At 57.0% G+C, this 12,614-nt stretch carries 12 protein-coding genes; 5 read left to right on the top strand and 7 right to left on the bottom strand.

Going from position 1 to position 12,614, the window contains the following annotated elements:
- Positions 1-48 precede the first annotated feature (48 nt).
- Positions 49-870 (top strand): DUF2218 domain-containing protein, encoded by an 822-nt coding sequence (locus AC6I8N_RS10030; RefSeq protein ID WP_021183314.1) that lies wholly within the window; start codon positions 49-51, stop codon positions 868-870.
- Between the two features lie 83 nt (positions 871-953).
- On the opposite strand, the gene hpaI is transcribed toward AC6I8N_RS10030, so the two are convergent.
- The 7 genes from hpaI to hpaD form a co-directional block, all read right to left on the bottom strand.
- Entirely contained in the window at positions 954-1,718 is a 765-nt protein-coding gene (gene hpaI, locus AC6I8N_RS10035) for a 4-hydroxy-2-oxoheptanedioate aldolase (RefSeq protein WP_497830682.1), read from the bottom strand.
- A 7-nt stretch (positions 1,719-1,725) separates the two neighbouring features.
- Positions 1,726-2,529: a 2-oxo-hept-4-ene-1,7-dioate hydratase gene (gene hpaH, locus AC6I8N_RS10040; protein WP_208725537.1), complete on the bottom strand. Its 804-nt coding sequence runs from the start codon at positions 2,527-2,529 to the stop codon at positions 1,726-1,728.
- A gap of 2 nt (positions 2,530-2,531) precedes the next feature.
- Positions 2,532-3,407 (bottom strand): fumarylacetoacetate hydrolase family protein, encoded by an 876-nt coding sequence (locus AC6I8N_RS10045; protein WP_497830630.1) that lies wholly within the window; start codon positions 3,405-3,407, stop codon positions 2,532-2,534.
- Positions 3,408-3,527: 120 nt separating this feature from the next.
- On the bottom strand, positions 3,528-4,574 hold the full coding sequence (locus tag AC6I8N_RS10050) for an amidohydrolase family protein (RefSeq protein ID WP_013509026.1): 1,047 nt from the start codon (positions 4,572-4,574) through the stop codon (positions 3,528-3,530).
- A gap of 35 nt (positions 4,575-4,609) precedes the next feature.
- On the bottom strand, positions 4,610-5,896 hold the full coding sequence (locus AC6I8N_RS10055) for an FAD-dependent monooxygenase (RefSeq protein WP_497830631.1): 1,287 nt from the start codon (positions 5,894-5,896) through the stop codon (positions 4,610-4,612).
- Positions 5,897-5,921: 25 nt separating this feature from the next.
- Positions 5,922-7,148, bottom strand: a complete 1,227-nt coding sequence (locus tag AC6I8N_RS10060; RefSeq protein WP_497830632.1) for an MFS transporter — start codon at positions 7,146-7,148, stop codon at positions 5,922-5,924.
- A 61-nt stretch (positions 7,149-7,209) separates the two neighbouring features.
- A complete protein-coding gene (hpaD, locus tag AC6I8N_RS10065; protein ID WP_497830633.1) occupies positions 7,210-8,223 on the bottom strand; it encodes a 3,4-dihydroxyphenylacetate 2,3-dioxygenase in 1,014 nt (337 codons plus the stop codon).
- A gap of 363 nt (positions 8,224-8,586) precedes the next feature.
- On the opposite strand from hpaD, the gene AC6I8N_RS10070 reads away from it, so the two are divergent.
- The 4 genes from AC6I8N_RS10070 to AC6I8N_RS10085 all read left to right on the top strand — a co-directional run bounded on the left by AC6I8N_RS10070 (position 8,587) and on the right by AC6I8N_RS10085 (position 12,598).
- Positions 8,587-9,552, top strand: coding sequence for an alpha/beta fold hydrolase (locus tag AC6I8N_RS10070; protein WP_051337943.1), 966 nt, complete (start codon positions 8,587-8,589; stop codon positions 9,550-9,552).
- A gap of 78 nt (positions 9,553-9,630) precedes the next feature.
- Complete coding sequence (locus AC6I8N_RS10075) at positions 9,631-10,371, top strand: response regulator (protein ID WP_021183306.1); 741 nt, start codon at positions 9,631-9,633, stop codon at positions 10,369-10,371.
- Complete coding sequence (locus tag AC6I8N_RS10080; RefSeq protein ID WP_497830634.1) at positions 10,368-11,669, top strand: ATP-binding protein; 1,302 nt, start codon at positions 10,368-10,370, stop codon at positions 11,667-11,669. Before AC6I8N_RS10075 ends, AC6I8N_RS10080 begins: the two co-directional genes overlap by 4 nt.
- Before the next feature lie 170 nt (positions 11,670-11,839).
- The gene (locus AC6I8N_RS10085; protein ID WP_497830635.1) at positions 11,840-12,598 is read left to right on the top strand and encodes an alpha/beta fold hydrolase; all 759 of its coding nucleotides are present in this window, start codon (positions 11,840-11,842) and stop codon (positions 12,596-12,598) included.
- The last annotated feature ends 16 nt before the right edge of the window (positions 12,599-12,614 follow it).

The raw sequence follows: 12,614 nt of genomic DNA on the forward strand, positions 1-12,614 counted from the left end.
ATTCAGTGATCATTGTGTGGTTATTTGCATAACTGCGTGGGGGCAGTCATGGTTGGACAAAGCGAAATGGATACGCAGCCTGCGGCTGGCAAAACGGGTCGCCGGGCGCGTGCCTTCGATTATGGCGAGTTACGCCTGCTGTTGCTGGCGATCATCGCCAAACAACCCAGCCACGGCTATGAGCTGATCCATGAAGTGAATGAACGTCTGGGCGGCACCTACAAACCCAGCCCCGGCGTGCTCTATCCGGCGCTCACCTGGCTGTACGATCGCGGCTATGCCGAGATTGACTTAGAAAAGGGCGGGCGCAAACGCTACCGCATCACCGACGAAGGGAATGCGTTCCTCAGTGCCAATAAAACCGTGATTGATATGTTGGTGGCGCGTGTGGTGCCAAAACATCAGGGACAAGGCAAATCGCCGCAGGCGATTGTTGAGGCGATGGACCATCTGAAACGTGCGTTAAGTCTGCGTGCCAAAATGGAGCCGGTGGCGGATCAGGTGGTCACGCGTATCGGGGAGATTATCCATGTTGCCGCTAACCAGATTGAAGCGTTGCTCAATGCGCCGACCCTGAGCGAAGGTGCGGCGAAGTGCGTGGCCGATATCATGACGCCAAACGGCGAGCGTTTTCTGCGCCGTCTCGGCAGCCATTTTCAGCACCGCACCCCGGTGGTGATGGATGAGAACAGCGGCCATTTCCGCATGAGTATGGGGGAGGTCCGTATGGAAGTGCTGGACGGTATTTTCCGCGTCACCCTCACCGCGTTGAATGAAGAGAAGCTGACCGAGATGCAGCATATTCTGGTGCGCCATCTGGAAGAGGCAGCGGTACGTGAAACGTTGGAAGTGATATGGCAGCAGGTTTAAGGTAAAAACCGCGCGATAAATCGCGCCGCTACCGAAGATTGCCCGGTCTGTAGCGGCGCGATTTATCGCGCGAATCAGAGCGACTAGCGAAAATCCGCCGCCAGCGCCGAGGTGGCTTTTACCAACAATCCCACATCGCTACCCACCGCGACAAAGGTGGCACCCAGCTCCAGATAACGGGTGCAGAGCCTGGGATCAGCACTCAAAATTCCCGCCGCTTTGCCGTGAGACTGAATGCGTACCAGCGCCGCCTCAACCACCTCCTGAACTTCCGGCGCACCTGGCTTGCCGGGAAAACCCATATCCGCCGCCAGATCGGCAGGTCCAATAAACACCCCATCGACCCCGTCAATAGCGGCAATGGCATCCAGTTGCGCCAGACCAGCACGGCTTTCCACCTGCACCAGCAGGCAAATCTGTGCATTGGCGCTGGTGAGATAATCTGGTGTGCGGTTAAAGGCTGAGGCCCGTGCCAGCGCCGCGCCGACGCCACGGATACCCTGCGGTGGATAACGTACCGCTTTCACCAGCGCCTGCGCCTGTGCGGCACTCTCCACCATCGGGATCAGCAACGTTTGTGCGCCAATATCCAGCAACTGCTTAATCAGCCAGGGTGCATCCATTGGCGCACGCACCACCGTATGCGTGGGCGAGGCTGCCAGCGCCTGTAACTGCTGCATCAACAGCGGTACGTCATTGGGGGCGTGCTCGCCATCCAGCAGCAGCCAGTCAAACCCGGCACCGCCACAGATCTCAGCACTGTAAGGATTGGCGAGCGCCAGCCACAGGCCAATTTGCGGCTGTTGGTTGTGCAGCGCCTGTTTAAAACGATTAATCGGTGCAGACATCATTACCTCACGCAAAGTAGCAGCTGACGGAACCGTGACGGCCATAGTCAGCATGGATGGTGTCGCCGTGACGGGCCTCGATCGGACGGATAAACGAACCGGCAAGCACGATTTGGCCGGCGGCAAGATGGTCGCCATACTGCGCCAGTCGGTTCGCCAGCCAGGCGATGCCGCGTGCCGGATGGTTCAGAACCCCGGCCCCTAAACCGGTTTCCTCGACTGTGGCGTTGCGCGACACAATCGCGCCCATCCAGCGCATATCGACATTTTCTGGCGCAAACAACTGGCTACCTAACACGATGCCTGCGTTGGCGGCATTATCAGAGACGGTATCGACGATAGTGCGCGCTTTGCCGCTGGCAGCATCGCTACGCACGATGCGGGTGTCGAGAATCTCCAGCGCCGGTAGCACATAAGCGGTGGCGGCCAATACCGCTTCAACGTCCACGCCTGGCCCGCGCAGTGGCGCGTTAAGTACGAATGCCAGTTCCGCCTCGATACGTGGCTGAATAAAGCGGTCAGCCGGGATGGTGGCCCCGTCATCAAACACCATGTTGTCGAACAGCACGCCGGAATCGGGAGTGTCGATATTCAAGGCGTACTGCATCGCTTTCGATGTCAGGCCAATTTTCCAGCCGATGACCTTCCGCCCACCCTCGATTTTTTGCCGCACCCACGCCTGTTGCACCGCATAGGCATCATCCAGCGTCATCTGCGGGTAGCGCAGCGACAACAACCCGGTCTGGCTGCGGCTACGCTCGGCCTGGTCCAGCGCTTCGACGGCGGCGAATAACTCGCTCTGGCTTAACATGGTCACACCTCATCCTTAACGTGATTGCGCAGGGTGCCAATCCCTTCGGCGTGGACTTCAATCACGTCACCGGGCTTCAACCAGACCGGTGGCTCAAAGCGCGCGCCCGCACCGGTGGGGGTGCCGGTGAAGATGATGTCGCCGGGATTAAGCGGGATAAAGGTTGAGATATAGGCGATGATCCAACGGAATGAGAACGTCATATTGCAGGTGCGGTCGTCCTGACGCAGTTCACCGTTAACATGGGTGGTCAGACGAATATCCGCGATCTGCGCGGCATCGGTAAAGGGCACCAGCCACGGGCCAATCGCGCCGGAGCGATAGAAGTTCTTACCCTGAGTGACATTGAATTTACTGTGTCGCACCCAGTCGCGCACCGTGCCTTCATTGCCAACTGTAATGGCAGCGATATGGTTTAACGCCTCGCTTTCAGGAATCCGGCGACCAGATTTGCCGATCACCATCACCACTTCACCTTCGTAATCAAGCTGCTCACTCTCGGCGGGGCGCAGCAGCGGCTGCTGATGGCCGGTGAATGATTCAGGAAAACGGACAAACATCGACGGATAATCCGGCGCGCTCTGACCGTCTTTATATTCAGCGTTGCGGTTGGGGTAGTTCACACCAATGCACAGAATTTTGCCTGGTTGCTCAAGCGGCATCTCGAACTGGATATCGGTCAGGGCATAATCCACCGGCAGGTTTTGCGCCTCGGCGGCCAGCGCGGTGAGGGCGTTATCAGCGATCACCGCATCCAGCGTCGGCCAGCGATTGGCAAAGCGCGGCTTAAGGTCAATCACCCCAGCGCCACTGATTAAACCATAGCTTTGCACCTGACCCTTTTCGGCGGAAAAACGGATAAATTGTGGTCGTTCCACGGGTTTTCTCCCTATTTTGGCAAAAATGCGGCGAGCAGAAGCCCGCCGCTCCCAGCATGAAGGCTGAGCAGTTTTCAAGACACAGGAGGGTTTGCGGCGTTGACGCAGCGCCGTGGCGCGTTATGCCAGGTTGAACATGCGCGCGGCGTTACCACCCAGAATGTTGGCTTTGTCTTCGGCGCTGATATCGAGACTCTCGATGGTTTCAATGCCTTTAAAGAACCAGTCTTTACGGATCGGGTAGGAGCTGCCGTACAGGATGTTTTTGCCGCCAATCACTTTCACTGCGGCTTCCAGTTGCGCTTTACCCCATTGCGGCGCGCCGGAGGTATCAAAGAAAATGTTGTTGCTCAGTTGCGCACGCAGGTTGCCGGTGCCGGTCTGGAAACGATCCACCGCATCGTTGAACTGATGTTGTGGCGGTACCAGCATATCGGCGAAGGCGTAGAACGCACCGCCCAGCATCGAGTGGATAAAGCGCAGGTTTGGCAACTCATCAAACATGCCGCTGAACAGCTCACGACCCACCGCAGTCGCCTGATCCACGCAGCGACCAAACTGGCGACGCTGGTTGGTGTAAGGCAGCACGGAGTTGAAATCCACCGGCAGCGGGGTGTGGTGAACCACTACCGGCACCTTGAGGTCGTTGAGGAACGTCAGGTATGGACGGAACGCCGGGTCATCGAGGTAGATTTGGCCGTAGTGCGCCACGATTTGCGCGCCACGGAAACCGAGTTGATTCAGGCAACGGTCCACTTCACGCAGGCAATCGTCTGTACCCCACGGTGGAACCACCGCCAGCGCTGACATGCGGCCTTCGCTGCGTTTCACGTATTCCGCCATGCGGGTGTTGACCTCTTTACAGGTCTCCAGATCCAGCCACTCCTGCCACACCGGCAGACGGAAAATAGCGTGATCAACCCCGGCTTTCTCCATATCCGCCAGTTGGCTTTCCAGCGTGTATTGCCCTTCGGCGTAGTTGAGGTTAACAAAGCCTTTAGGCTGCTCAATGATCAGCTGGCTCAGTTCCTTGCCTTCAATTTTCTCCACGCGAGTGTGCACGCCATATTGTTTTGGCACGCAGTCGAGAAATGAATTCAGCAGTTTCTTGTCAGAAAACAGCTCGCCCGGCAGCCAGTGCATGTTGGCATCGATAATCTTGCTCATAGTCAGTTCCTTTCTTTTTCAGTTAAGGGCATCAATTATTTTTGGGTGGCAAAAACCGATTTGTATTTCTTCGGTTGGTCGGTCTCTTTTTCTGTCGGGATGCGCATACCGGCTTTGGCGTGGTACTCGCTGAAAATCGACAGGGCTTCTTCGTGCGGGAAGATGTTTTCAATGTCGTCGAACGGTTTTCCGCCGCTGCGTTCTTCGACGATACGGCGCACCACTTCCGGGCCTTCGCCGCGTGATGCCAGCACCAGCCAGTTCACCTTCTCGCGGCGCTCCAGCTCATAGGCTTGCAACGCGGCGACCGGGTCAGCGATGGTGGCGAGTTTCTCGGCGATGACGCGGGCATCGACAAACGCCTGGCAGACGCTGTTGCCACCGCGCGGATACATGGCATGGGCTGCGTCGCCGAGCAGGGTGATGCGGCCAAATGACCATTGCGGTAACGGGTCATGGTCGATCAACGGGAACAGATAGCATTCGCGGGCGTTGCGGATCATGGCGCTGACATCGATAAAATCGAGCTGGCAGTCGTCAAACACATGCTCAATCTCTTTGACGCCGGTTTCCTGGTTCCAGTCCTCTTCGCTTTGTGGTTTCTCGTTCTGCTCAATCACCCAGTTCACCAGTTGATTGCCCTGGTCATCGACATTGTTCTGGATCGGATAGACGATCAGCGTGCCCTGACGAATCGGATCGCCGATATGCAGAATGCTGCCGCCGGTTTTGAACGGCGGCATCACGGTGACGCCGCGATATAAGGTCAGACCGGAGAAGTGGCTGCGGGCGGATTCCGGCAGCAGTTTGCTGCGCACCACCGAACGGATACCATCGACGCCAATCACCACATCGGCGCGCACGCTTTGCGGAGCATTGGGATTGAGACGGGTATCAAAATGCACGGTTACGCCGCTGTCATCCTGTTCGAAATGGCTGCAACGGCAACCAAGGGTGATGGCATCCGCACCGAGGCGTTCCTGTACCGCTTTGTACAGCATCATTTGCAGATGGCCGCGATGGACGAAGCGTTGGTCGTATTCGTAGCCCATATGCTTGCCGCATTGCTCGCCAAAAATTTGCTGGCCGTAGCCGGTATAGAAAATGGACTCTTTAGCTTCTACGGAGATGTCGACAAAGGCGTCGTACAAACCCATTTCAGTAATTTCTTTCACCGCATATGGCTTGATATCTACGCCGACTCCCAGCGGTTTGATTTCAGCGACGGCTTCAAACAGGCGCGGGCGAAAACCCTGTTGATGCAGGCGCAGGGCGGCAGCCAAACCGGCCGGGCCGGCACCAATGATGACGATATCCAACATAATGACTTCCTCTTGTTATTCAGAGTTAACTGTGGCTTTTCAGGGTATTAGCTTTTAGATCGTGACCGGGCTGGCGCTGTACATCGCGCAGCCAGATCGGTAATCCGGCGAGGCAGACCACCAGACCACCGATAACCAGCAGTGCCAGCGACTGTGGGTCTTCACTGTTCTGCGCGGCGATAAACAGCGGTGGACCTAAGAACACACCGACCAGCGTCAGTTGGGTGATCAGACCGCTGGTGGCTCCGATGCTTTCGCGTGATGGCGCGACCACCGGAGCCAGCGCCCACATGCCCACCAGCAAACCGCTGCCGAACATAAACAGCCAGGAAGCACCGATGGACAACATAAAGCCGAGCGGCAGGGTGAAAATCGCCAGCGCGGGTGCGCCGGTCAGTACCAGGCCTACTACGCCAATCGCGGCAGCTCTGACACCCCGGTTCAGCAATGCGCCAACCATCAGGCAGCCAATGCCGTTACATACCATCGCCACCACGTTCCAGTGGGCGACTTCCAGCAGAGGCACGCTGTAGCGTTTGGCGAGATACGGGGCGAGGGTGGAAATAATGCCGGTTTGCAAAAACGCATCAGCACCGAAGGAAATACCCAACAGATAGATCAACGGGCTACGCAGCACGGAGCGTAAGCCTCGGGTGCGTGAGAATTGTGCCTTCTCTTCTGGCGTGCGACGCGGCAGGCTGACGGTGGCGACGAACGCCAGGGCCAGCGTCAGGACCGAGTGCGCCAGGAAGGCAGCACGCCAGTTGCCAAAATGGTCGGCCAGACCGGCTGAGAGGAACGGCAGCAGAAAACTGGCAGGAACAAAGGTGGACCACAGCGCCATCGCCATATTACGTTGCTTACCGGTGGTGATGCGGATCAGCAAGGTCACGGCGGCCACGGCGGTTAACACATAACCGATGCCGGTAACGATGCGCCCGCCCAGCAGCAGATTAAACGACGGTGCCGCAACTACGCAGATATCCCCCAGCACAATCACCACGGCACCGATTAGCAACACCACCCGATCCCCGGCGCGGTCGACGATATAACCCGCCAACAGCGCGCCGAGAGCCACCATCAACGATGGCAGCGACATAATCAGGCCGATCTGGCTGTGTTCAAACACATGAAACTCTTTGGCAATCGAACCCAACTCGGTCACCGCTTCGCTGACCGTCATGGCTGCCATCACGCCGAGCGCGTAGGCGACCAGAATCCGCACCAGCGGGTTTTGAATAAATGTACTCACGATCCGTTCTCCCAATAGCTGATTTCACACAGGATTTAGCGTTATGGACTGACGCAGGCGCTTAGCCATCATTGGCAAGGGCGAGAAAGCGCTCCAGCGTGGGCGGATCGATCGGGGTTTCCGGCTGGATGACCGGAACGTTGGCGAAGGGCGTCGCTTCGGTAAACCACTTGTTTTGCGCCGGGAGTCCCCACTGGTCGGCACGTTTGGGATCGGCCAGATTCCAGCCAAGCGCCGGTTCGATGTCGATATGTTGGTAGTGGGTATTAAACAACTCGATACGATGGCCGTCGGGATCGCGGAAGTAGACGAACAGGGCACCGCTGATGCCGTGACGACCCGGACCTCGTTCCAGTTGCGGTGCGTAACCGAGCGCACCGGCCACGTCACAGGCGCGGATCATGTCGTTGGTATCAGGCAGGGTGTAGGCAAAATGGTGCAGGCGCGGCCCCGGCCCTTGGGTGAAGACGATATCGTGGGGATTCCCTTTGCGCTGTAGCCAGACGCCCCACAGATGTTGATTGTCTTCGACCTGCGACCAGGTGTATTCGCTGACGCGAAAACCCAGCGGCTGATAGAACGACCAGGCCTGACGTACATCGCTGGTTTGTAACTGATAGTGGTCAAGGCGCTGGGCGCTGGCACCGCGATATTGCTGGTAATTTTTCAGCATGCGCTCACAGGCATCCATCGACGCGCAGAATTCCAACGGGACGCCAACATGGTCGGTGACATGCAGGGTTAAGCCCTGAAAGGGCACCTCAACAATACGCGTTTCCTTACCCTGTGCGGCGAAATAGTCTTCCGCTTTATAGATATCGTCATCACGGCACACGCGCATCCCGATACGGGCGCAGTGGGTATCGCTGGCTTTTTTTAACACCAGGCTGTGATGCCCACGTTCCTCTAATCCGCGCAGATACACGCTGGACGCATCCTCATCACTGACCACCAATCCGATTAAATCGGTGTAGAAGCGTTTGCTGACCTCAAGGTCACGAACGTTCAGGACAACATGACTGGCACGCGTCACGTTGAAAGGTGGCTCCAAAACCAACTCATCGATCTGTGGCATGGGTATGTTCTCTCTTTCAGATAAAAGGGGTACCGCTCAGTGTTGTTGTAATAAATTTAGATATATCGTGTTAATAGATATATCTCATAATGTTGCCGGGATAGGAGATCGAGCGCACAGATTGAAAGGAAAATTTTTGCGGTGTGATAAATCGAATAATGCCGGTTTCGTAGCGGCGCGATTTATCGCACAGGTTTGTATCGCACTGTATCTGCATCGCTCCCCAATACATCGCGAGGCAAAAATCCGGGTTAGCAGAAACAAGCGCTATACATCGGGGTGGTGTAATTCAGGCGTTGTCACTTACACATCAAATTTTCTGGAGAGAACGCCATGTTACGTAAATCACTGTTAGCGACCCTGATGACCGCCACCGCCCTGTTTGCTACCACTGCTGCGGTGGCTGCCCCGACTGAAGCCGATTACGCCCAGGCCTTCCACACCATCCACCAGGTGAAAGCCGGGGTGCTGAATGTCGGCTATGTCGATATTGGCCCGCGTGATGGCCAGGCGGTGATTTTGTTACACGGCTGGCCGTACGATATTCAAAGCTATGCTCAGGTTGCGCCACAGCTGGCGGCACAGGGCTATCGCGTTATCGTGCCTTACCTGCGCGGTTATGGTTCAACCCGCTTCCTCTCTGCCAGTACGCCACGTAACGGGCAGCCCTCAGCGCTGGCGGCTGACACCGTGGCATTGATGGACGCGCTGGGGATCAAACAGGCGGTCTTCGCCGGGTTTGACTGGGGTGCACGTACCGCCGATATCGTGGCGGCGCTGTGGCCGGAGCGCGTGAAATCGCTGGTTTCCGTCAGCGGTTATCTGATCAGCAGCCAGGAGATCGGTAAAAAACCGCTGCCGCCGCAGGCGGAGCTGCAATGGTGGTATCAGTTCTATTTCGCCACCGAACGTGGCCGTGAAGGCTATGCGAAGAACACCCATGATTTTGCCAAATTAATCTGGCAGCAGGCGTCACCGGGCTGGAAATTCAGCGATGCGACCTTTAACCAAAGCGCACAGGCGCTGGATAATCCGGATCAGGTTGCAGTGACGGTCAGCAACTATCGCTGGCGTATCGGGATGGAACCGGGAGAAGCGAAATATGCCGCCTATGAGAAAAAACTGGCGACGCTGCCGGTGATTAGCGTACCGACGATTACGATTGAAGGAGATAACAACGGTGCGCCGCATCCGGCTCCGGCGGCATATCGGGCAAAATTCAGCGGCAAATATGAGCATCGTACCTTCAGCGGCAATATCGGTCACAACCCGCCCGCCGAAGACCCGCAGGATTTTGTGAAAGCTGTCGTTGATGCGGCAAAAATGTAATTCTGTGGTAATAAGTTATTGTCGGACCGGTATTTTATGACCGGTCTTTTTTGTCTGGCCCGCTGACAGGAGGTTGTTTTGGAGCACATTGATCACATCCTGGTTGTTGATGATGACCGGGACATCCGCGAACTGATCACCGACTATCTGGTGAAATCGGGTTATCGCGCCACCGGTGCCGCCAATGGCCGTGAGATGCGTGCGGTGCTGGCAGCGAATGCGATAGACCTGGTGGTGTTGGACATTATGATGCCGGGTGATGATGGTCTGACCTTGTGCCGCCAGCTACGCAGCGATCCACAACGTAATCTGCCGATTTTGATGCTGACGGCGCGCAGCGAAGACAGCGACCGTATCCTCGGGCTGGAGATGGGCGCGGATGATTATCTGATCAAACCCTTTGTCGCGCGTGAATTGCTGGCAAGGATCAAAGCGATTCTGCGCCGTACCCGCGCACTGCCGCCCAACCTGCAAATCACCGAAACCGGTCGCCTGATTGCTTTTGGTGACTGGCAACTGGATACCTCGGCGCGCCATCTGCTGGATACCGACGGGGTCATCGTTGCGTTAAGCGGGGCGGAGTACCGTCTGCTGCGGGTGTTTCTCGATCATCCGCAACGGGTATTAACCCGTGACCAGCTGCTGAACCTGACTCAGGGGCGCGATGCTGAACTGTTTGAACGCTCGATTGACCTGTTGGTCAGCCGTTTGCGCCAGCGGCTGCGCGAGGACGCGCGCGAACCCGCGTACATCAAAACGGTACGCAGCGAAGGTTATGTGCTGGCTGCGCCGGTCACCATTAAAGAGGTCAATGTATGAGGCTCTGGCCGCGTTCGCTGTTATCGCGTCTGGTGTTGATTGTGCTGCTCGGTCTGGTGCTGGCAAACGGTATGACGGTGGTCAGCCTGATGATTGAACGGATGAGCAGCGCCAAAACCGTGATGCTCGGCAATCTTGAATACGATGTGGCGACCAGCGTGGCAATCCTGGATCACCTCTCCCCGTCAGAGCGTCCCGGTTGGCTGGCGAAGCTGGCGCGTGGCAATTATCGCTATGAATTGTCGGCGGGGCAGCCCGGCCCCTGGCCGGATAGCTGGCGGGCGCGGGATGCCATCCGCTCGTTGCAGGAGACGCTGGGCGGCCAGTACCCGTTGACCTTTACCAATGTACCCGGCCCGCGTCTGCATATTCAGGCCCATATCACCTTACACGATGGTGCGCCGCTGACACTGGATCTCTGGCCGCGCATGCCCGCGATTGCGCGTTGGTTGCCGGTGGTGTTGTTTGCCCAACTGATCTTGCTGGCGGTCTGTGCCTGGATAGCGGTACGTCAGGTGGTCAGGCCGTTTATGCGTTTCACCCAGGCGGTGGAAGGGTTAAAACCGGCCAGCGCCAGTGCCAGCATCATGCCGGAAACTGGTCCGGCAGAGGTGCAACAGGCCGCGCGGGCCTTTAATGCAATGCAGTTGCGTATTCAGGATCATTTGCAGGAGCGAGCACAGATTCTGGCGGCGATATCCCATGACCTGCAAACCCCTATCACCCGTATGAAGTTGCGGGTTGAGATGTCGGAACAGCCCGAACTGCGCGACAAGTTGCTGGGCGATTTAGACAATATGAGTCGCCTGGTACGCGAGGGCATTGACTATGCACGCTCCGCACAAATACCGGATGAGACGCCGCAGCGTGTCAGCCTCAATGCGTTTTTGGATAGCATTGCCTGTGATTACCAGGATGTGGGAAAAGCGGTCAGCTTTTTGCCCTGCACAGGGCCGGATAATTTCAGCATTCGTCAGCAGGCGTTACGCCGCATTATGACCAACCTGATTGATAATGCGCTTAAATTTGGTTCTCAGGCTGAGGTAGCGTTATCCGGAACGGCGGAAGGCGGCATGAAAATTCATGTGCGTGATAACGGCCCCGGCATTCCGGAAGACGAACTGGAGGCAGTGCTGAAACCATTTTACCGGGTGGAAAGTTCCCGTAATCGCCACACCGGCGGCACCGGGCTGGGACTGGCGATCGCTTCGCAATTGATCAATCAGATGTCAGGGAGTCTGACGTTGAGTAACCGTCCACAAGGAGGGCTGGATGTGGAGATTTTCTTGCCGGACTAAAGCGCTGGCCGCAACTTTGTAGCGTTATGTATCAACGTCACTCCCCGACACGCAAGGCGACAAAAAGCGGGGGTGGTGGAAACAGCGTGAACACATCTGACGGGTTAAATGAACCCACTGCCAGATGACGCAGTGGTTAATTTCACTCAATCATGTTCACGAGGTTTCTGATGAAAAAGTTCCTGTTTAGTACACTCGCCGCCGTTATCCTCTCTTCGTCCTGGTCGGCACTGGCTGCGCCGGTTGACACCGTGGTGTTGGTGCACGGTGCATTCGCCGATGGCAGCAGTTGGAATCAGGTGATCCCGCAACTGCAATCCCATCATCTCAAGGTGATCTCCGTTCAGCTGCCGCTGACCTCATTACAAGATGATGTGGCCGCAACCCAGCGTGCGATAGCGCGTGCGCCAGGTAATGTGGTGCTGGTGGGGCATTCATGGGGCGGTACGGTGATCACCGAAGCCGGGAACGATGCACGCGTCAAAGGTTTGGTGTATATCGCAGCCTTCGCGCCAAACGCCGGGCAATCCACCGGTGAGCTGGCAGGGAGTTACCCACCTCCGGCGGGTAGCGCGGATATCGCCAAAACGCCGGACGGTTTCCTCTATTTGCCTGCCGCCACGGTGGCGAAGGACTTTGCCGAAGATAGCCAGGCTGCCCGGCAGAAAACCCTGACGGTGACACAAGGACCGATCCGCGCAGCGGCTTTTGGTGACAAAGTCAGCCAGGCTGCCTGGACGCAAAAACCGAGCTGGTATCTGGTCAGTACCCAGGATCGCATGATCAACCCGGATCTGGAACGGGCGATGGCACAGCACATTCACGCCCACACCCGCAGCGTGGCCGCCAGCCATACCTCAATGTTGAGCCATCCCACCAGCGTCGCGCAGATCATCACCCAAGCGGTCGATGGCAGTAACGCCCAATAACCCACAGGGGAAAAAA

This window comes from Pantoea sp. X-Soil-TKNS-1279, from assembly GCF_059730565.1.